Genomic DNA, 20,514 nt, shown 5'->3' with positions numbered 1-20,514 from the left:
CGGGCCGTGTCCACCACGACGCTGCCCGGGAGCCGGCAGTCGCCCACCGCCGACCCGCGCCGCGGCCGTCGCCGGACGGCGTACGCGGTCGCCGGCTGGCTGCTGCTCGTCGGCGCGAGCGTCGCAGTGGGTCTCGTCCTGCACGACCGGGGGCTGCTGCGTCTAGGCGCGTTCCCGCCGTTCCACGGCGAGTTGCGTGCCGCGGCGCTGACCTGGCAGCTGCTGCCCGCGGCGGCGTTCGCGGCGGCCGCGATCGCGGTCGCGCCACGGCTGGCGCGCACGGCGGGGTGGGTCAGGCTGCTGCTGCTCACCTGGCTCGGCGCCACGGCCTGGGCGTGCGTGCTCGCCGCGTCCGACGGCGGTCCGGCCGCACTCGTCACGCCGCTGCTGCACGAGAACGAGTACCTGGGGGTCGCCGCCGCGGTCGGCGACGACCCGCTGGGCTGGCTGCGCCACTTCGCGGGCAACGTCGGCTCGTACCCCACCCACGTCGCCGGTCACCCGCCGCTGCCGGTGCTGATGTTCTGGCTGCCGCACGCCCTCGGGCTGCCGCTCGCGCCGTCCGCCGCCGCGTTGTGCATCCTGCTCGGGGCGTCCGCCTCGGCGGCGGTGCTCGTGACGGCGCGGCACCTGGTCGGGGAGGAGACCGCGCGTGCCGCCGCGCCGTACCTGCTACTCGCCCCGTACGCCCTGACCGTGGCGACCAGCGCGGACGCGATGTTCCTCGGCGTCACCGCGTGGGGCGTCGCGCTACTCACGATCGCGTCGGTACGCGATTCCGCACTGCTGGGTCTCGCCGCCGGCGTGCCACTCGGCGCGACGGCGTACCTCAACTACGGGCTGCTGCCGATCGGCGCGATCGCGGTCGCCGTCGTCGTCTCGCGGCCGTCGGCTCGCGCCGTCGCCGGCGCGCTCGCGGGTGCGGCACTGGTCGTCGGCGCGTTCACGGCCGGTGGGTTCTGGTGGCCGGACGGCGTGGCCGCAACGCACGAGCGGTGGGCGGCCGGGTCCGGCTCGAAGCGGCCGTACGGCTACGTGCTCGTGGCCAACCTCGCGCTCCTCGCCGTCCTCACCGGCCCCGCCACGGCTGCCGGGCTCGTCGCCTCTCGCGGTCGGCGGCGGTGGCTGCTGCTCGGCAGCGTCGTGCTCGCCGTCGTGGTGCTCGACCTGTCCGGCGTCACGCGAGGAGAGGTCGAGCGGATCTGGTTGCCGTTCGCGCCGTGGCTGATGCTGGCCGCGACCGCGCTACCGTCGGGACATGTGCGCCGTTGGCTGGCCGTGCAGGTCACGACGGCCCTACTCGTGCAGGGGGCGGTGAAGCTGCTGTGGTGACTCCTCCACACCCGGTGCACGAGCGGCCAGGACGGATCCTCGTGGTCGACGACGACCCGACGGTGGCCGAGGTCGTCACGCGGTACCTGGAGAAGAACGGGCACACGGTCGACCGGGCCAGGGACGGCGCGCAGGCCCTGGGCCTCGCCGATGCGCGGCCGCCCGACCTGGTGGTGCTCGACCTGATGCTGCCGGGCATCGACGGGTACGAGGTGTGCAGGCGACTGCGGCAGAGCACACCGGTGCCGATCATCATGCTCACCGCACGGGGCGACGAGACCGACCGCGTCACCGGTCTCGAGCTCGGCGCCGACGACTACGTCACCAAGCCGTTCAGCGCACGCGAGCTCGTCCTGCGGGTGCAGTCGGTGCTCCGGAGGTCGCGCGCGGCCACCGCGCCGAGCCCGGCCGACGTGCTGCGCGATCACGACCTCGTCGTCGACGTCGGCGCCCACGAGGCACGTCTGCGCGACGAGACGTTGACGCTGACGTCCCGCGAGTTCGACCTGCTCGTCCACCTGGTCAGGCACCCGCGGCGCGCGTTCACCAGGGCCGACCTGCTCGAACAGGTGTGGGGCTGGTCGTTCGGCGACCACTCCACGGTGACCGTGCACGTCCGCCGGCTGCGCGAGAAGATCGAGGCCGACCCGACCACGCCGGCGCGCATCGTGACCGTGTGGGGCGTCGGCTACCGCTACGAGCCGGTCGGTGAGGACTGATGCTGCCCGTCAAGGACCTCCTGCTGGTCGTCGCGTACGCCGTGCCGGCGACCGCGCTCGTCGCGGGGATCGGCGGCCTGTTGCTGCACCTCATGCGCCGCCGCTCGCTGCGGCTGCTGCAGACGATCGTCGCGGCGGCGTCCGTCCTCGCCACACTCGCCGGCGTCGTGGTCGTCGTGCAGGCGATGCTCATCGACGCGCACGACTTCACCGTCGTCATGGTGGTGCTCGGGGTCGCCGCGCTCGCGGGCGTCGCGGCCGCGTGGCTGCTCGGTCGGCGGGTCGCCGCGAGCACCGGATCACTCGCGTCGGCCGCACAGGTCGTCGGCTCCGGGTACGCACCGCCCGCCGACCTGCCCGCCGAGCTCGACCTCGTCTCGCGGCAGCTCCAGGTCACCGACGAGAAGCTGATCCGCGCACGGCAGCGGGAGGCGGCGCTCGAGGCGAGCCGCCGCAACCTCGTCGCCTGGATGTCGCACGACCTCCGCACACCGCTCGCCGGCATCAGGGCCATGGCCGAGGCGCTCGAGGACGGCATCGTGAGCGATGCCGACACGACGCGGCGCTACCACACCCAGATCCGTGAGGAGACCGACCGGCTCTCCGGCATGGTCGACGACCTCTTCGAGCTGTCCCGCATCCATTCGGGGGCGCTTCGGCTCAGCCTGCAGCGGGTCGGGCTCGCCGACCTCGTCGCCGAGGCCGTGGCGAGCGTCGCGCCGGTCGCCGACGCCAAGGGTGTGCACGTCCTCGGCGGCACGACGTCCGCGGTTCCCGTGCGCGTGGACGCCGACGGCATGGGCCGGGTGCTGCGCAACCTGCTCGTCAACGCGATCAGGCACACGCCGTCCGACGGCACCATCGAGGTCACCGCCGACCTCGCCGAGGGCGCGGCGAACCTCGCCGTGAGCGACGCGTGCGGCGGCATCCCCGAGACCGACCTGCCGCACGTGTTCGACGTGGCGTTCCGCGGCGAGGCGGCGCGCACGCCGACGTCGTCCGGCGGCGGCGGTCTCGGTCTCGCGATCGCGCGCGGCATCGTCGAGGCCCACGCGGGCGAGATCGGCGTGACCAACAGCGGACCCGGCTGCCGCTTCGTCGTGCGGCTCCCCCTCGGCTGACCTGTCCGAACCTCAGCGCGCCATGACCTGCGGAGGCTCTGACAACTCGGCGAGCTGGGCGAACTCGGCGACGCCGTCGGCGAAGCGGACGGTTGAGACGTGGGCGAGCTCGTCGGCGATCAGGGCCGGGGACGCGACGACGTGCCTGACGTCCCCCAGCCGGTACTCGCCGGTGACCACGGGCGCGGGACCCCGGTGCGCCTCGGCGAGCGCGGCGGCCAGGTCGCCGACCGTGTGCGGCTCGCCGCTGGCGACGTTGTACGCACGCAGCGTCCCGGGCGCGGCGGTCGCCGTCGCCGCCCCGACGTTCGCCGCCGCCACGTCGCGGACGTGCACGAAGTCGCGCAGCTGACCGCCGTCCTCGAAGACCCGCGGCGCCTCGCCGCGCCGCAGCGCAGACCCGAAGATGCTCGCGACCCCCGCGTACGGCGTGTCCCTGGGCATCCGCGGCCCGTAGACGTTGTGGTACCGCAACGCGATCGCCGACCCGCCGGTCTCGCGTGCCCATACCGCCGCGAGGTGCTCCTGCGCGACCTTCGTCGCCGCATACACGTTGCGCGGGTCGAGCGGCTCGTCCTCGGTGACCCGCCGTGTGACGAGCCCGGCGCCGCAGCTCGGGCAGCGCGGCTCGAACCGGCCGGCGGCCAGGTCGGCCGCCTCACGGGGCAGCGGGCGCACGACCCCGTGCTCGGCACAGGCGTAGCCGCCCTCGCCGTACACCACCATGCTCGACGCCAGCACGACGTGCCCGACGCCGCGCTCCGCCGCTTGGGCGAGCACGACGGCCGTGCCGAGGTCGTTGCATCCGACGTACGCCGGCAGGTCCGCGACGAGGTCGGCGCCGAGCCCGACCATCGCCGCCTGGTGGCAGATCGCGTCGACGCCGGCAAGTGCGCGGGCCACGACCGCGCCGTCGCGGACGTCTCCCCGGACATGGTCGAGGCTCGGCGAGCGGGCGTCGCACAGGTCGAGCACCCGAACCTCGTGGTCCTCCGCGAGCAACGCCTCCACGACGTGCGAGCCGACGAACCCGGCACCGCCGGTCACGAGTACGCGCATGCCCCGACGCTAGAACGCGTCCGGCACACGTGTCGCCGCATCGACGGGGACGTAAGGAGATCACAAGATCCGGCAAGTAGGCTCCCCCCATGCCGGGTACCGGAGACGTCGCCGTCGTGATCCCCGCCAAGAACGAGGCCGACCGCATCGAGGCCACCGTCCGCGCGGCGCAGAGCATCGACGGCGTCGGCGTGGTGGTCGTCGTCGACGACGGCTCGACCGACGCGACCACCGCGGCGGCGCGCAGGGCCGGTGCCCTCGTCGTCCGGCACGACCGCAACCGCGGCAAGAGCGCGGCCATGACGAGCGGGGCCGAGGTCGTGTCGGTGGTCGACGACCGTGAGCAACGTGAGACGCCGCGGCACCTGCTCTTCCTCGACGCCGACCTCGCCGAGACCGCGGGTGCCGCCGGCGGCCTGGTCACCCCGGTCGTCTCCGGCGCGGCGGACATGACGATCGCGATCATGCCCGGCGCCGGCGGTGGCGGCGGCCACGGGTTCGTCGTCCGGCTGTCCCGCGAGGGCATCAGGCGCGCGACGGGCTGGCAGGCGACCCAACCGCTGAACGGCCAGCGCTGTCTCACGCGGCAGGCGTTCGAGGCCGCGCGCCCGCTGGCGTACGGCTTCGGCGTCGAGACCGCGCTCACCATCGACCTGCTGCGCAGGGGCTTCCGGGTCCTCGAGGTCGAGATGCCGTTCGCGCACCGGGTCACGGGCACCGACCTGCGCGCGCAGATCCACCGCGGCCGCCAGTTCGCCCACGTCGCCTTCGCCCTGCTCCGCGAGGTCACGCCGGCGCCGGTCGGGAGGCCGAGGACGGCCGGCAGCAGGCGCTGACGACACCGATGGGAGCCGAACCGGTCGCGCGGGGCGCCACCGTCGCCGGTCGCGCCGCGCTGGCCGGCATCGCCGGGTCCCTCCTGCTCGTCGTCCTCGCCGGCCTGCTCGGCCCGTCCGCCGCCCAACCGGCGCTCGGCGACCCGACCGGCCTCCCGCCGTACGCGTTCGACACACGGCCCGAGGCGTGGACGATGGTCCGGCTGCTCGGCTCCGCGCTGCTCCTCGGCGCGATCTCGTTCGGCACCGCGCTGGCCGCGCTGCGCAAGGGATGGCGCCCGTGCCCCCGGCGGCTCCTGCTCGCCGGCGTGCTCGCCACCTGCGCACTCGCGATCGTCCCGCCGATGGGCTCCGCCGACCACCTGAGCTACGTGGCGTACGGACGCGTCGCAGCGCTCGGCTTCGACCCGTACGCCGTCACGCCGAGCGAGGCCGCCGCGGACGGCGACCCGGTCGTCGCGGCCGCGGAGCCTCCCTGGCAGGACACGACATCGGTCTACGGCCCGGTGACCACGATGGAGCAGGAACTCGCGTCGCACATCGGCGGCACCTCCGTGCGCACGACCATCCTGGTCCTCGCGGTGGTCAACGCCCTGGCGTTCCTGCTCACCGCCGTGCTGCTCTACCGCGCCACCCGCGGCGACCCGGCACGGCAGCGGCGCGCGATGGTCCTGTGGTCGGTCAACCCGTTGCTGCTGTACGCCGCGGTCAACGGGCTGCACGTCGACACGCTCATGGTCGCGCTGCTCGTCGCGGCGGTGCTCGCCGTCCGCCGGAGTCCCGTCGCCTCAGGAGTGCTGCTCGCCGTCGCGATGGCCGTGAAGCTGCCCGCCGCACTCGGTGCGGCCGGCATCGCCTGGGCTCTCTGCCGACGGTTCCGCACGCTGCTGCTGACCGGTGGCGTGTCCGTCCTGGTGTTCGCCGGCCTCTACGCCACCGCAGGACCGCATGCGTTCGACCAGCTCTACCGCGCGTCGAGGTACATCTCGCTGGCGACGCCGGGACGCCTGCTCGCCGAGACCATCGAACCGCTCATCGGCCACGGACCGACCCGGTTGATCCTGCGGATCCTGGGCGTCGTCGCCCTCCTGGTCGTCGCGGCCCTGCTGCTGCGGTGGGCGCATCGACGCTGGGGACCCGCGGACACCGGCCCGATGCCAGGACCGGGACCGCTGCCGGACGAGCGGCTCCGCACGGCCGTCTGGGTGACCGGCGCGCTGGGGATCGCGTGGCTGTTCACGGCGCCGTACGCCCTGCCCTGGTACGACGCGTTCGGCTGGGCGTTCCTCGCCCTGCTGCCGGCCAGCCGGCTCGACGGACTCTTCCTGGTCCGCGGCATCGTGCTCTCGCTCGCGTACGTGCCGGGCCGCACGACGCTGCCCGACGACGTCCGGGTGGCGACGCTGTTCTACCGCGCCGAGGTGGCGCCGTACCTCACCACGGCGCTGCTGATCGCGGCCCTGGTGGTGATCATCAGGATGCCGGGCCGGAGTCCGACCGCCCTGCCGTCGGGTCAACCCTGACGCGACGGCGACGGCTCGCCGGCGTCGACCGACTGCGGCGCCGGGGCGTCGTCGTCCTCGACCGCACGGGCGCTCGCCGCGATGGCGAGAGGTATGGCGAACATCATCCCCATCGCGGGGATCGCGATGCCCGAGTCGTTCAGCAGGCCGCCGATCACCAGGGTGACGAGGCTGGCGAGCAGGCCGGCGCGGAACTCGGGCGCGCGCACGAAGACCCGTTGCAGCGCCGGTGCGCGCCACTCGACCGGCCGCAGCAGGACGAAGGCGAGGAACAGCACGCCGACGACGATGAGCAGCGCCAGGCCGTAGCTCGACACGAGGATCGACAGGTTCGCGCCGAGCTTGCGCAGCACCACCTGCCAGGCCTCACCGTTCAGCACCTGCCCGACGAACCGGCCGAGGTGTGACTGCTCCTGGCTCGGCCTGCGGTAGTCGATGAACGCGATCACGCCGACGACGAGGACGCCGGACACGGCGACGCCGAGCAGCCACTTCAGGTTGAGCCGCCGGCCGGTGAGCAGCAGCGCGAGCACGATGACGCCGGGCACGAACGCGATGACGCCGCCGAAGTCACTGCCGAACGCAGGCCAGCCGTCGAGCAGGACGGCGAACCCGCCGAGGACGAGGACGAGGAGCAGCACGAGGTACCTGCGCAGGCGGGTCGCGAGCCAGTGGTAGAGGCCGGCGAGGAACAGCAGCGTCCCGGTCGCGAAGAGCGCGAACATGGTGTTGCCGAAGCCGTAGAACCGCGCGCCGATCACGACGGGGTAGCCGAGCACGCTCGACAGCTGCATGTTCGAGCCGGTCATCACGTCCACGCCGAGCACCACCGCCATCGCGGCCGCGACGACGGTCGGCGGTCCGATGACATGCCGTCGCCACGGGCCGGCCACCGCCACACCGAGAATCGCCGCGACGAACACGGCACAGGTGCCGATGAGCGCGGGGAGCGGATGGACGACCCGCCACCACGGCACGAGGTTGGCGAGGAACGTCGCCGGCAGCACGGACGCGCCCACGAGCGCGCTCGTCCTGACGACCTGCAGCACCCGCCTGCGCTGTCCCGGCGTCGACCACCGGCGGCGCAGTCCGATCGCCGCGATGAGGTAGATGACCAGCTGGGCGACCTCGAGCACGGCGATGAACGCGGGCGTGAGGTCGCGGCTGACCTTGTTCGCGCGGTCGACCCCGCGCAGCGTCTCCACCACGTCCGCGGTGGTGGTGTCGGGACCGTACGAGGTCGTCGCGCGCATCGGCGCGCCGCTCATCTGGCTCGTCTGCGCGCCGCCGTGGCCGAGCAGCTGGAGCAGCGTCGGCGTGACGTCGGTGAGCTGGACGATATCGTCGCGACGCGTCGACGCGCTCCCGAGCCACCGCTGCTCGTACGGCTCCGTTCCCATGGTCGGTCCGTACGCGATCGCGACGTGCATCTGCGCGTAGTCGTACCGGTCCGACAGGCCGAGGACGAGCACGGTGGCGCCGGGCACCGTCCGCCTCACCTCGGCCACCGTCGCCTCGGCCTCGGCGGGGCTCGGCCCGGCCCCTGCGTCGACGAACGTCAGCGGGCACTGCGACGTGATGCCGTCGAGGTCGGTGAGCCGCCCCCGCGTGCCCGTCACCCTGCCGTCGGGCGTCGCGGACGCGAGCACCGCGCCGGCACCGACGGCGCCGACGCACTCGCCGTGCTCGGCGAGGACCTGGGGAAGCGCGCCGAGCCTGGTGCCGTACTCACCCTCGGCGTTCTGCTCGACGTAGTCGGACCAGCCGTCGACCGTGCGCTCGCCGCGTGAGACGCTCGTCCGCGGGTAGTCGGCGCACCGTGTCTCCGCCATCGAGGAGGTCGGCGTGGGCGTCGGCGACTCGTCGTCCTCGGGCGGTATCGGCATCAGTGCCCGGCTGCCGGCGCCGACGGTGAGCCAGGCCTCGACCGGGCAGGTGAGCCGCGCGTTCACCCTCGCGGTCATCGAGCCGGCCGAGCCCTCACCCGCCATCCGCCACAACGTGGGCGTCACCTCGGGGTCGACGTCCTGCCAGGTGAGCCCGGCGAGTCCGACGACGACCACAGGACCCGGCACCCGGGTGGGCTCGGCCGCGGCCTCATCGGCGGGCAGGCAGACCGCGAGCGCGGCCACGAGGGCCGCTCCCAGCAGTGCGCACCAGCGACGGACGCGCACCGGTCGGCGGCGCCACACCTGAGCAGGCATGCGCGCCAGGCTACCGAGGTGATCGCGCTCGTTACGTGTCAGGCATCTCCGGCCGGATCGAGTCGGAGTGACCATTGTCCGGACGCTACGCGACCTCGAGCCGCAGACGCGCCCGGCCGTCCTACGACGTGACCGTCCTGGCCAGCCACCGTTCGACGCTCGTCAGGTACGCGGGGACGAGCTGGGCCTCCGCCCGGGAGTCGGCGATCAGCCGGCTCGCCGCCTCCGCGGAGTGACCGCGCATGCGGAGCACGGCGTACGTCACGAGGATCGACCGCCGCCTGCCCTGCTGGCAGTGGACGAGCACCGCGGCGTCGGGGTCGTCGAGCGCCAGGACCGCGAAGCGCACCGCCGACCGCCACAGCCGTGGGCTCTGCGGGCGGCCGAGGTCCCACATCGGCGCGTGCGCGACCCGGGACCTGCCGAAGACGGCGCGCTCGGCGACGAGGTCGCGGGTGACCCAGGTCTGGACCATGGCCCGGCAGTTCACCACGTGCGTCACGCCCTGGCCCGCCAGCCAGGTGAGGGAACGGCGCGGCGGCAGGTTGCTCACGGCGAGGCGCTCACCCGCGACCCAGGTGAGCCGCAGCTCGCCCGGCGTCCACGCGTTCGGGTCGGACCTGGCCATGCGTTCAGCGTAGGTCGTCGCGGGTGCCGCCGAACCGGTGAGCCGCCGCCTGCGCCGCCGCCAGGACGGTCTTCACCGGGCGACGGAGGCGATCCGCGGCCGCCACGACGTCGTCGTACTCCGGCTGGACGTTGACGACGGCACCGTCGAGCACCGCGACCTTCACCCGCACCGTGGCGCCGTCGACGTCGACCTCGTGCACCTGCCGGTCGAGCGCACCCTTGCGGACGGACGTCTCGCGCACGCCGATCGTCGACGTCTCCTCGTAGATCGCGCGGCGGACCGCGTCGGCGTGACCGGCGGCGACGAGCGCGGTGACCGTGTGCGCCGGACGGCCCTTCTTCATCAGGATCGGGGTCAGCCACGCGTCGGCGGCGCCGGCGTCGAGGAGCCGCGCCAGCACGGTCGGCCACAGCCGCGGGTCGAGGTCGTCGACGTTGGCGGCGAGGAGCAGGTCGGTCGACGCCACACCGTCGCCCGGACGTGCCGGCGTGCCGACGACGAGGCGCAGGACGTTCGGCACCTCGCGCGGATCGCGGCCGCCCGCACCGACGCCCACGCGGTCGACGCGCATCGGCGGCAGCGGCCCCCAGTCGTGCGCCGCCGCCGCCAGCAGGGCCGCACCCGTTGGGGTGGTGCGTTCGAGCGGGACGTCGCCGCCGAACACCGGTGCGCCCGCCTCGCCGAGCACCGCCAGCGCGGCCGGCGCGGGCAGCGGGATGCCGCCGTGCATGCCCCGGGTGACACCGGATCCGAGCGGGACCGGCGAGACCACGACGCGGTCGAGTGCGAGGGCGTGCAGGCCAGCGCTCGCGCCGACGACGTCGGCGATCGAGTCGAGTGCGCCGACCTCGTGGAAGTGCACGCGGTCGACCGGGATGCCGTGCGACGCGGCCTCGGCGCGGGCAAGCCGCGCGAACGCGTCGTGTGCGCGGTCGCGTACGCCGGCGTCGAGCGCGGCGGCGTCGAGCAGCGCGCGGACGTCGTCCCACGTCCGCGTGACACCGGACTCCGCGGCGCGGACGTGCACCCGGGTGGCGGCCAGCCCGTGCCGGCTCACCCGTTCCGCCGTGAGCTCGACAGGCTCGACGCCGACGGCGTCGACCGCGTCCTGCAGCACCTCGAGCGGGACGCCGGCGTCGACGAGCGCGCCGAGCATCATGTCGCCGCTCGCACCGCCGACCACGTCGAACCAGCCGATCACCGGTGCACACCCGCCGCACGGCGCGCGACGCGGGCGGCGAAGACCCCGCCGCCGAAGCCGTTGTCGATGTTGCACACCGCGACGCCTGGTGCGCAGGAGTTGAGCATCGCGAGCAGTGCCGCGAGCCCGCCGAACGACGCGCCGTATCCGACCGACGTCGGGACGGCCACGAGCGGAGCGCCCACGAGACCGCCGACCACACTGGGCAGCGCACCCTCCATGCCCGCCACGACGACGAGGCAGTCGGCGGCGTCGAGTCGCTCCCGTTCCGCGAGCAGCCGGTGGATGCCGGCGACGCCGACGTCGTCGATCTCGTCGACCTCGGTGCCGAACGCGCGCGCCACGAACGCGGCCTCGCGGGCCACCGGCAGGTCGCTGGTGCCCGCGCACACCACGGCCACGCGCCCGGTCGGCACGGGGAGCACGCCAACGGCAGCGCACCTGCCGACCTCGTCGACCGCGGCGTCGGGGAACGCCGCGCGGACCGCAGCGAGCCCTTCGTCACCCAGCCGCGTCGCCACGGCGGGACGTTCGCCCGGCTGGTCCACGAGGGTCCGTAGCAGCGCGACGACCTGGTCAGGCTGCTTGCCCGCCGCGTAGACGACCTCGGGATCTCCGGTGCGCAGGCCGCGATGGGTGTCGACGCGCGCGAAGCCGAGATCGACGAACCCCGAGCCGTTCGCGCCGAACGGGCCGTCGGCCAGCCGGTCGAGCCCGGTCTCGACCGTCACGTCGCCCGCGGCGACGGCGGCGAGCAGCGTACGCACCTCGTCTCGGTCCACGCCCGTCAATCTATGCGCCGGCTGGTGGCGCGCCACGCAGAGGTACCCTCGCCGGCATGCCAGGAGTTCCACCCGCGAGGTACGCCTATCTCGGTCCGCAGGGCACGTTCACCGAGGAGGCGCTGCTGCGTGTGCCCGCCGCGTCGGCCGGCTCCGACCTCGAACCCTGCGCCACGGTCCCCGCCGCACTCGACGCCGTACGCCGCGGCGATGCCACCGCCGCCATGGTGCCGATCGAGAACTCCGTCGAAGGCGCCGTCCCGGCGACCCTCGACGAGCTGGCGACGGGCGACCCCCTGGTCATCACCAGGGAGGTGCTGCTGCCGATCAGGTTCGTGCTCGCCGCGCGGCCCGGCGTCACCCTCGACACCGTGCGCGTGCTCGCGACCCACCCGCACGCGGCCGCGCAGTGCCGAGGCTGGCTCGCGACGCACCTGCCCGACGTCAAGGTCATCCCCGCCGCGTCGACGGCGGCCGCCGCGGCCGAGGTCGCGAGTACCGACCAGTACGACGCGGCCGTCGCGTCGCCCCTCGCCGTCGACCACTACGGCCTGCAGGTCGTCGCCGACCACATCGGCGACCGGCCGGACGCCGTCACCAGGTTCGTGCTCGTCAGCAGGCCGTCCGCCGCCGCGGCACCCACCGGCGCCGACCGCACGTCGCTCGTGGCGTTCATCCGCGACGACCACCCGGGCGCGCTGCTCGAGATCCTCACCGAGTTCTCCGTCCGCGGCGTCAACCTCAGCCGCATCGACTCCCGCCCCACCGGCAACGGGCACGGGCGCTACTGCTTCTCCATCGACTGCGAGGGCCACGTCCACGACATGCGGGTCGGCGAGGCGCTGTCGGCGCTGCGCCGGGTGTGCGCCGACGTCAGGTTCCTCGGCAGCTACCCGCGCGAGGACCAGTACGCGCCGATCGTCCGCGACGGCACGTCCGACAAGGACTTCCGCGACGCCGGGGCCTGGCTCGAACAGATCCGCGCCGGCCGCCACTGATCACCCGCACGCAGGAAACCGGTGGCAGCACCGCAGGGGTGCGCGAGTAACCTCGACCCCGTGATCGACCCGAGACTGCTACGCGAGCAACCCGACCTGGTGCGCGCGTCGCAGCGTGCCCGCGGTGAGGACGAGAGCATCGTCGACGCCTACCTTGCGGCCGACGAACGCCGCCGCGCCGCCATCGCACGCTTCGACACCCTGCGCGCCGAGCAGAAGGCGTCGGGCAAGCAGGTCTCCCGCGCCCAGGGTGACGAGCGTGAGGCACTGCTCGCCGGGGCCAGGGAGCTCGCGGGTCAGGTGAAGCAGGCCGAGTCCGACCAGAACGAGGCCGACGCCGAGGCACGCGCGCTGATGCTCCGGCTGTCGAACGTCGTCGAGGACGGCGCGCCGGCCGGCGGCGAGGACGACTACACCGTCCTCGAAGAGGTCGGCGAGCGCACGCGGCTCGCCTTCGAGCCGCGCGACCACCTGGCGCTCGGCGAGGGACTCGCCGCCATCGACATGGAGCGCGGCGCCAAGGTCTCCGGCGCGCGCTTCTACTTCCTCCGCGGCGTCGGCGTCGAGCTGCAGCAGGCGCTGCTGTTCCTCGCCCTGCGCACCGCCGTCGACAACGGGTTCACGCCGATGACCCCGCCCGTCCTCGTCAAGCCCGAGGTCATGGAGGGCACGGGCTTCCTCGGTGAGCATGCCGCCGAGGTCTACCACCTCGACGACGAGGACCTCTACCTCGTCGGCACGTCGGAGGTGCCGCTCGCCGGCTACCACATGGACGAGATCCTCGACCTCGACGGCCCGCGGCGCTACGCGGGCTGGTCGACGTGCTTTCGGCGCGAGGCGGGCTCGTACGGCAAGGACACCCGCGGCATCATCCGCGTGCACCAGTTCGACAAGATCGAGATGTTCGTCTACTGCCGTCCCGAGGACGCGCACGACGAGCACCTGCGGCTGCTGAACTTCGAGAAGGACATGCTCGCGAACGTCGAGCTGCCCTACCGCGTCATCGACGTCGCCGCGGGAGACCTCGGCTCGTCCGCGGCCCGCAAGTACGACTGCGAGGCGTGGGTGCCGTCGCAGGACCGCTACCGCGAGGTGACGTCCACGTCGAACTGCACGCAGTTCCAGACCCGACGCCTCAACATCAGATACCGCGACGACAAGAACAAGCCGGCGTACGCCGCCACGCTCAACGGCACGCTCGCGACCACGCGCTGGATCGTCGCGATCCTGGAGAACCACCAGCAGGCCGACGGCTCGGTGTACGTCCCGCAGGCGCTGCGCCCGTACCTCGGCAACCGCGACGTGCTCAAGCCGGTCGGCTGAATGGAGGCGCGGCTACTTCACCGCGCCCATCGACAGGCCGCGGACGAGCTGCTTCTGCGCGATCCAGCCGGCGACGATGACCGGCAACGAGGCGAGCGTCGCGGCCGCCGACAGCTGCGCGAAGTACTGGCCCTTCGTCGTGATGAACCCGACGAGGAACACCGGGACGGTGGCGGCGTTGGACGCCGTCAGGTTGACCGCGAAGAAGAACTCGTTCCACGAGAAGATCACGCAGATCAGCGCCGTGGCGGCCAGCCCCGGCGCGATGACCGGCAGGATGATCTGCCACAGCGTGCGCCACAGGCTGGCTCCGTCGACGGACGCGGCCTCGACGATCGCGCCAGGCACCTCCTGGAAGAACGACCGCATCATCCACACCGCGATCGGCAGGTTCATCGAGGTGTAGAGGATGATCAGCATCCACACGTTGTCGAGCATCGACAGCGCCTGCGCGGCCACGTAAAGAGGCACGATCACCGCGGCGACCGGCAGCATCTTGGTGGAGATGAAGAAGAACAGCACGTCCTGGGTCTTCTTCACCGGCCGCATCGACAGCGCGTACGCCGCCGGCGTCGCGAGCAGGACGACGAGGATCGTCGACACCAGCGTCGCGAACGCCGAGTTACCGAGGTAGGGCAGCACGCCGCGCTCGAAGACGTTGGCGAACTGCTGCAGCGTCGGCGCGAACACCACGCGCGGCACGTCGGTGTACGCGTCACGCTCCTGCTTGAAGCCGGTCAGCACCATCCACAGCACCGGGAAGAAGAACCCGAGCCCGATGATCCAGGTGGCGACCGTGAGCAGGCCGCCGCCCGCCGACCTCTGCCGCGGACCGCCCTGTGCGGTGATGGCGCTCATGACTGGCCCTCCACGTTGAAGCTCCTGAACAGCAGCCGCAGGGCCGCGGTGGCGACGATGATGGTGCCGATCACCACGACCACGCCGAGCGCCGCGGCCTGGCCGACGTCGAAGCCGAGGAACGCGCGCTGGTAGAGGTAGAAGGGCAGGTTGGCGCTCGACGTGCCAGGCCCGCCCTGGGCCATCATGTAGATCGTGTCGAACGTGTTGACCACGTAGATCGCGCCCAGCAGCACGCCGAGCTCGATGTAGCGCCGCAGGTGCGGCAGCGTGATCGACACGAACGTCTGCCACCGGCTCGCGCCGTCGACCGACGCGGCCTCGAGCACCTCACCCGACTGGCTCTGCAGGCCGGCGAGGACGAGCAGCATCATGAACGGCGTCCACTGCCAGACCAGCGCGGCGACGATCGAGAACAGCGGGCTGCTCGTGAGCCAGGCGAAGTCACCGAAGCCGAGCGGGCCGAGCACGAAGTTGACGATGCCGAAGATGGGGTCGAACATCGTCGTCTTCCACAGCAGCGCGCCCGCCACCGGCATCACCAGGAACGGCGTGATGAGCAGCGTGCGGACGATGCCGCGGCCGCGGAACGGCCGGTCGAGCAGCAGGGCGAGACCGATGCCCAGCAGCATCGCGACCAGGACGCAGCCGACGGTGATCAGGATCGAGTTCAGCGCGGCCTCCCGGAAGGTGCGGTCGGCGAACACGGCCCCGTAGTTGGCGAGTCCCACGAACTGCCGCGACCCGGGACGTACGAGGTTCCACGACTGGGTGGAGTAGTACAGGGTCGCGAGGAACGGCAGCTGCGTGACGATGATGGCGAACACCAGGGCGGGGAGCAGCGGCCCACGCCGCATCCAGCCCTCGCGACGCTCGGACGCACGTGACCCGCCGGGGGCGGCCTGGGGCGCGGTCACGTTCGCGGTGGTCGTCGTCATGTCGACCTACTCTCGATAGCTCTCGCCGACGCTCTGCGCATATCGCTGCGACTGCTCGAGCGCCTCGTCGACGGTGACGTTGCCGGCGATCGCCGCGGCGATCTGCTGGCTGACCCTGGTGCCGAGGTCCTGGAACTCCGGTATCCGCAGGAACTGGATGCCCTGGTACGGCACCGCCTGCACCGTCGGCTTCTTCTCGTCCGCGGTCTCCAGGGCCTGCAACGTGGGACCCGCGTACGCCTGCGCGGCATCCTCGACCTGCGGGATCTCGTACGTCGACTGCCGGCTCCCCGGTGGCACGCGCGCCCAGCCGAGCTCCTCGCCGACGGTCTCGATGTACTCCTTGTTCGTCATCCACTCGACGAACTTCCAGGCGTCGTCCTTGTGCTCGGACGTGCGCGGGATGCCGAGCGACCAGGTGTAGAGCCAGCCCGACGACTCCGTCTTCACCACCGGTGCGGGCGCGTAGCCGTTCTTGCCCTCGACCTCGCTCTCGGCCTTGTCCTCGGTGGTGCTGACCATCGACGTCGCGTCGTACCACATCGCGGCCTGCCCCTGGCTGTAGCGGGTGAGGCAGTCGCCGAAGTTGCTCGCCGCGGCGCCGGTCTGCCCGCTCTCCCGCACGGTGTCGACGTAGAACTGCACGGCCTCCTTCACCTCGGGCGAGGTGAGCTGCGCGTTCCAGTTCTCGTCGAACCAGCGGCCGCCGAACGTGTTGATGACGGTGTCGAGGGGCGCGAGCACCTCACCCCAACCGGGGATGCCGCGCAGGCAGATGCCCGACACACCATTCTCGGGATCGTCCAGCTTCTTGGCGAGCTCCGCGACCTGCGGCCAGGTCGGCTTGGCCGGCATGGTCAGGCCCGCCTTCTCGAACAGGTCCTCGCGGTAGGTGAGGAACGACGACTCGCCGTAGAACGGCACGGAGTACATGTCGCCCTCGTAGGAGAGGGATTCCTTCAGCGACGGGATGAAGTCGTCGGCGTCGTACGAAGGCGACTCGTCGATGTACGGCTGCAGGTTGGTGATCCAGCCGTTCTCGGCCCACATCTGCGTCTCGTAGTTGCTGATCATCGTGACGTCGTACTCGCCGCCGCCGGTCGCCACGGACGTCGTGATCTTCGCGCGCGCCTCGTTCTCCGGCAACGAGACGAAGTCGAGCTCGATGCCGGGGTTGTCGCGCTCGAACCGGGACGAGAGCGCGATCGCGTCGATCGCGATGGTCAGCTGCGTGCTGTCACTCCCGCCGCCGATCGCGCCCGCGCCCGCGCACCCCGTGAGCAGTGCTCCGGCGGCGACGAGTGCCGCTCCCGTGACCAGCCTGCTCCGCGCCATTGCGGACCTCCTCGAACGTCGGGCCTGACTAGTCGGGCAGTGCCGGATCGACGTGGACCTTCAGTCCGGCACCATCGCGTACACGCTGCAGCGCGTCGGCGTATCGCCCGAGCGGCAGCGTGTCGGTGACGAGCCCGCCGACCTGGACGGCGCCGGAGCCGACGAGCTCCAGCGCCTTGCCGTAGCTGTTGAGCACGGCCATCGAGCCGACGATGGTGATCTCGTCGTTGTAGATGCGGAACGGCGAAAGGCTGACCCGCGCCTCGGCCGCGGCGACACCGAAGATCTGCAGCCGGCCGCCGCGGCGCAACGCGCCGAACGCCGCCTCGATCGCGGGCGGAGCACCCGTGACGTCGACAGCGACGTCGAACGGCGGCGCGTCGAGCGCCTCGACCGACTCGGCGGTCGCGTGCGCGCCGATCTCGGCGGCCGCGGGCAGCCGGGCCGGGTTGCGGTCGACGACACTCACCACGCCACCCGCGCGCTGGGCGAGCTGCGAGATGAGCAGTCCCATGGTGCCAGCGCCGACCACGAGCACCCGCTCGCCCACCTCGACACCCAACCGGTGCAGACCGTGGACGGCGCACGAGACCGGCTCGACGAGCGCTCCCTCCGACCACGACAGGTGATCGGGCATGCCGTACGCCTGGACGGCGGGCACCGAGACGTACTCGGCGAACGCGCCGTCGACGGTGTCGCCCGTCGCTCCCCAGTTCTCGCACAGGTTGCCGCGCCCGCGCCTGCACTCGGCGCAGCGCCCGCAGAACAGCGACGGGTCGACGGCGACCCGGTCTCCCTCGCGCACGTCGGCACGGACGTCGGCGCCGAGCGCGACGACCGTGCCGCTGAACTCGTGTCCGGGCACGATCGGGTACGGCGTCGGCGGGAACTCGCCGTCGGCGATGTGCAGGTCGGTGCCGCACACGCCGCACGCGCCGACCCGTACGACGATCGCGCCGGGTCCCGGCGTCGGGTCGGGCACCTCCCGGACGGTGATGTCGCCCGGGGTGGTGATGACCGCCGCCCGCATGCAGCCTCCTCGCGGTGCGCTCAGATGAGCGAACCGACGCTCGAACGAGTACGCTGAGTACAGCGCCGTCAGCACGGGCTGTCAAGCCCCGCGCACCGACGGCGACACGCCGTCCAGCCGGGAGCCGCCATGCCGACGACAGAGCGCAGGCGGCTGGGCCCGGCGGAGCTCGTCCAGCTCACGGCCGTGGCACGACGGTTCCACCTCGACGGCCGGTCGAAGATCCAGATCGGCGAGGAGCTCGGTCTCAGCAGGTTCAAGGTCGCCCGGCTGCTCGAACGGGCGCACAGCGAGGGTCTCGTGACCATCCAGATCGGCCGGCCGGCAGAGATCGACACCGACCTGTCCGAGGCCGTCCGGCTGCGCCTGGGGTACGAGCACGTCGTCGTCGCCGACCTCGACGACGACGAGCCAGCCGTGCTCAGGCACCAGATCTCCCGCCTCGCGGCCGACCACCTGGCCGAGGTGGTCGAGCCGGGCGACGTCGTGGGGATCGCGTGGGGGCGCTCGCTGCTCGACCTCGCGGCCCAGCTCACCGAGCTGCCGCCGTGCTCGGCAGTCCAGCTGTGCGGCGCACTGGCCAGGTCCGACGTCGACGCGAGCACCGTCGACGTCACCCGCAAGGTGGCCGAGGCGTCCGGCGGCTCGGCCGTCACCTTCTACGCGCCGCTGCTCGTCCCCGACGCCGGCGCCGCGACCGCGCTGCGCCGCGAGGCCCTCGTGGCGCGGGCGCACAGCCACTACCGGCGGCTGTCCGTCGCCGTGATCTCGGTCGGGGCCTGGGGTACCGGTCTGTCGACGGTGTACGACGCGCTGGGCGAGCGCGAACGCCGCTCGCTCGCCAGGGCCGGCGCCACCGCGGAGACCTGCGGGGTCGTGTTCGACCGCGACGGCGCACCGCTCGATCCCGGGCTGCGCTCGCGGGTGATCGGGGTCGGCCCGGCCGACCTGCGCCGCACCAGGTCGGTCCTCACCCTCGCCTACGACGCCCGCAAGGCGGACGCCGTCCGCGCGGTGAAGGCCGGCGGCATCGGCACCTCGCTCGTCACCCACACCGCCCTGGCCCGCCGCCTCCTCGCCTGATCCACGCCGCGTCACCCGTGACCGGCTGGGGACCCCAACGGGGGCCCGCACCACAGCCGGGGACCCCAGCGAGGGCCAGGACCACCACCGGGGACCCAGCTGGGACGGACCGGGTCGGCGTTCGAGCGGATAGCCTTGAGGCGTGCCGCCCCGCCCTCCTCGCCTCGTCGCCACCGACCTCGACGGCACCCTCCTTCGCACCGACCGCACCGTGTCCCCGTACACCCACGCGGTGCTCGCGGCGGTCGAGGCCGCGGGCGCCGAGGTCGTGTTCGTCACCGGGCGTCCACCGCGCTGGATGGACGGCATGGCCGAGCACGCCGGCGAGCACGGGCTCGCGGTCTGCTCCAACGGCGCACTCGTCGTCGACCTGCGGCACGAGGAGATCCTGACGGCGCACCCGATGGCGCCCGATCTGCTGGCGCACCTCGTCGACGTCATCGATCGCGCCGTGCCGAAGGTCGCGTTCGCCGCCGAGTACGGCTGGGACTTCGCCGCGCAGGCCGACTACCGCGCGGTCGAACCGCACGAGCAGGTCGACCTCGCCACCCTGACGTCGCGTCCCGCGGCGAAGCTGCTGGCCAAGCACCCGGACGGCGACTCCGACGCGCTGCTCGCCCGGCTGACCGACACCGTCGGCACGCTCGCGACGTGCACGCACTCCGGCTTCGGATCGGGCCTGGTCGAGATCAGCGCGTACGGGGTGACCAAGGCCAGCGCGGTCGCTGCGCTGTGCGCCGAGCGTGGGATCGACGCCGCCGACGTCGTCGCCTTCGGCGACATGCCCAACGACCTGGAGATGCTGCGCTGGGCAGGTCGCTCCTACGCGATGCGCAACGCCCATCCCGACGTGCTCGACGTCGTCACCGCGCGGGCCCCCACCAACGACGACGACGGAGTCGCCAGAACGCTCGCCGCGCTGTTCGACCTCGCCGAACCGAGCCACTCGCTCCGCTGATCGCGGAGCGGGGTCAGAGGTACGGGCCGGCGCCGTGCCCCGGCTGCTGACCGTCCTGGGGGACGGCACCAGGCGGCAACGCCCGGCGCATCTGCTCCAGCTGCGCACGCGCCGCCATCTGCTGGGCGAACAGGGCCGTCTGGATGCCGTGGAACAGGCCCTCCAGCCAGCCCACCAGCTGCGCCTGCGCGATCCGCAGCTCGGCGTCGCTCGGGATCTCGTCGACGGTGAACGGCAGGCTCAGCCGTTCGAGCTCGCTCACGAGGTCCTCGGAGAGGCCGTCCTCGAGCTCCTTGATCGACGAGCGGTGGATCTCGGCGAGCCGGGCGCGGCTCTTCTCGTCCAGCGGCGCCGCCCGCACCTCCTCGAGCAGCTGGCGGATCATGTTGCCGATCCGCATGACCTTCGCGGGTTGCTCGACCATGTCCGCGGGCGACTCGCCCTCCCGGTCGTCACCGTCGTTGGTCGCCGTGCCCCCGGAGCCGACGATCATGACGCGGGGACGTCCCGACTCGTCGTCGGGACGTCCGGGGAACACACTGCCCGATTCGGTCATTCGTCATCCTTCCGCGTCAGCCCAGCA

General features: G+C 72.8%; 19 protein-coding genes. 9 read left to right on the top strand and 10 right to left on the bottom strand.

The genetic code is table 11. The annotated features are described in order from the left end of the window. The first annotated feature begins 6 nt into the window (after nt 1-6). The 3 genes from GEV10_02390 to GEV10_02380 are packed head-to-tail and all read left to right on the top strand — an operon-like array spanning nt 7 to nt 3,172. Nucleotides 7-1,332, top strand: a complete 1,326-nt coding sequence (locus GEV10_02390; GenBank protein MQA77323.1) for a hypothetical protein — start codon at nt 7-9, stop codon at nt 1,330-1,332. Between the two features lie 14 nt (nt 1,333-1,346). Next, nucleotides 1,347-2,051: a response regulator gene (locus GEV10_02385; protein MQA77322.1), complete on the top strand. Its 705-nt coding sequence runs from the start codon at nt 1,347-1,349 to the stop codon at nt 2,049-2,051. Continuing rightward, the gene (locus GEV10_02380) at nt 2,051-3,172 is read left to right on the top strand and encodes a two-component sensor histidine kinase (protein MQA77321.1); all 1,122 of its coding nucleotides are present in this window, start codon (nt 2,051-2,053) and stop codon (nt 3,170-3,172) included. The genes GEV10_02385 and GEV10_02380 overlap by 1 nt, the downstream gene beginning before the upstream one ends. A 12-nt stretch (nt 3,173-3,184) precedes the next feature. Here GEV10_02380 and GEV10_02375 read toward each other — a convergent pair whose 3' ends face one another. Beyond that, complete coding sequence (locus GEV10_02375; protein ID MQA77320.1) at nt 3,185-4,231, bottom strand: NAD-dependent epimerase/dehydratase family protein; 1,047 nt, start codon at nt 4,229-4,231, stop codon at nt 3,185-3,187. Between the two features lie 89 nt (nt 4,232-4,320). Between GEV10_02375 and GEV10_02370 the strand changes: the two genes are divergently transcribed. After that, on the top strand, nt 4,321-5,067 hold the full coding sequence (locus GEV10_02370) for a glycosyltransferase (GenBank protein MQA77319.1): 747 nt from the start codon (nt 4,321-4,323) through the stop codon (nt 5,065-5,067). Between the two features lie 8 nt (nt 5,068-5,075). Further along, nucleotides 5,076-6,590: a DUF2029 domain-containing protein gene (locus tag GEV10_02365; GenBank protein ID MQA77318.1), complete on the top strand. Its 1,515-nt coding sequence runs from the start codon at nt 5,076-5,078 to the stop codon at nt 6,588-6,590. On the opposite strand, the gene GEV10_02360 is transcribed toward GEV10_02365, so the two are convergent. The 4 genes from GEV10_02360 to larB form a co-directional block, all read right to left on the bottom strand. Further along, a complete protein-coding gene (locus GEV10_02360; protein ID MQA77317.1) occupies nt 6,581-8,794 on the bottom strand; it encodes a hypothetical protein in 2,214 nt (737 codons plus the stop codon). The two genes, GEV10_02365 and GEV10_02360, sit on opposite strands and share 10 nt — an antisense overlap. A 121-nt stretch (nt 8,795-8,915) precedes the next feature. Next, nucleotides 8,916-9,422, bottom strand: coding sequence for a hypothetical protein (locus GEV10_02355; GenBank protein MQA77316.1), 507 nt, complete (start codon nt 9,420-9,422; stop codon nt 8,916-8,918). A 4-nt stretch (nt 9,423-9,426) separates the two neighbouring features. After that, on the bottom strand, nt 9,427-10,584 hold the full coding sequence (gene larC / locus GEV10_02350; protein MQA77315.1) for a nickel pincer cofactor biosynthesis protein LarC: 1,158 nt from the start codon (nt 10,582-10,584) through the stop codon (nt 9,427-9,429). A 38-nt stretch (nt 10,585-10,622) separates the two neighbouring features. Continuing rightward, the gene (gene larB, locus GEV10_02345; protein MQA77314.1) at nt 10,623-11,408 is read right to left on the bottom strand and encodes a nickel pincer cofactor biosynthesis protein LarB; all 786 of its coding nucleotides are present in this window, start codon (nt 11,406-11,408) and stop codon (nt 10,623-10,625) included. Nucleotides 11,409-11,464: 56 nt separating this feature from the next. Between larB and pheA the strand changes: the two genes are divergently transcribed. After that, nucleotides 11,465-12,406, top strand: a complete 942-nt coding sequence (gene pheA / locus GEV10_02340) for a prephenate dehydratase (GenBank protein ID MQA77313.1) — start codon at nt 11,465-11,467, stop codon at nt 12,404-12,406. A gap of 60 nt (nt 12,407-12,466) precedes the next feature. Then, complete coding sequence (gene serS, locus GEV10_02335; GenBank protein MQA77312.1) at nt 12,467-13,729, top strand: serine--tRNA ligase; 1,263 nt, start codon at nt 12,467-12,469, stop codon at nt 13,727-13,729. A 12-nt stretch (nt 13,730-13,741) separates the two neighbouring features. On the opposite strand, the gene GEV10_02330 is transcribed toward serS, so the two are convergent. The 4 genes from GEV10_02330 to GEV10_02315 are packed head-to-tail and all read right to left on the bottom strand — an operon-like array spanning nt 13,742 to nt 17,890. Then, nucleotides 13,742-14,587, bottom strand: a complete 846-nt coding sequence (locus GEV10_02330; protein ID MQA77311.1) for an ABC transporter permease subunit — start codon at nt 14,585-14,587, stop codon at nt 13,742-13,744. Next, a complete protein-coding gene (locus tag GEV10_02325) occupies nt 14,584-15,525 on the bottom strand; it encodes an ABC transporter permease subunit (protein MQA77310.1) in 942 nt (313 codons plus the stop codon). Before GEV10_02325 ends, GEV10_02330 begins: the two co-directional genes overlap by 4 nt. A 6-nt stretch (nt 15,526-15,531) precedes the next feature. Further along, the gene (locus GEV10_02320; GenBank protein ID MQA77309.1) at nt 15,532-16,860 is read right to left on the bottom strand and encodes an extracellular solute-binding protein; all 1,329 of its coding nucleotides are present in this window, start codon (nt 16,858-16,860) and stop codon (nt 15,532-15,534) included. A gap of 28 nt (nt 16,861-16,888) precedes the next feature. Further along, nucleotides 16,889-17,890, bottom strand: a complete 1,002-nt coding sequence (locus tag GEV10_02315) for an alcohol dehydrogenase catalytic domain-containing protein (protein ID MQA77308.1) — start codon at nt 17,888-17,890, stop codon at nt 16,889-16,891. 129 nt (nt 17,891-18,019) lie between these two features. Between GEV10_02315 and GEV10_02310 the strand changes: the two genes are divergently transcribed. Beyond that, nucleotides 18,020-18,973: a transcriptional regulator gene (locus tag GEV10_02310; protein ID MQA77307.1), complete on the top strand. Its 954-nt coding sequence runs from the start codon at nt 18,020-18,022 to the stop codon at nt 18,971-18,973. Between the two features lie 142 nt (nt 18,974-19,115). Beyond that, a complete protein-coding gene (locus GEV10_02305) occupies nt 19,116-19,931 on the top strand; it encodes a Cof-type HAD-IIB family hydrolase (protein ID MQA77306.1) in 816 nt (271 codons plus the stop codon). Between the two features lie 13 nt (nt 19,932-19,944). Here GEV10_02305 and GEV10_02300 read toward each other — a convergent pair whose 3' ends face one another. Beyond that, nucleotides 19,945-20,487 (bottom strand): DUF2587 domain-containing protein, encoded by a 543-nt coding sequence (locus GEV10_02300; GenBank protein MQA77305.1) that lies wholly within the window; start codon nt 20,485-20,487, stop codon nt 19,945-19,947. Nucleotides 20,488-20,514: the final 27 nt, after the last annotated feature.

The sequence above is a fragment of the Streptosporangiales bacterium genome (assembly GCA_009379955.1).
In the GTDB taxonomy this organism is placed as follows: domain Bacteria; phylum Actinomycetota; class Actinomycetes; order Streptosporangiales; family WHST01; genus WHST01.
This window is presented reverse-complemented; position numbering and strand designations above follow the sequence as displayed.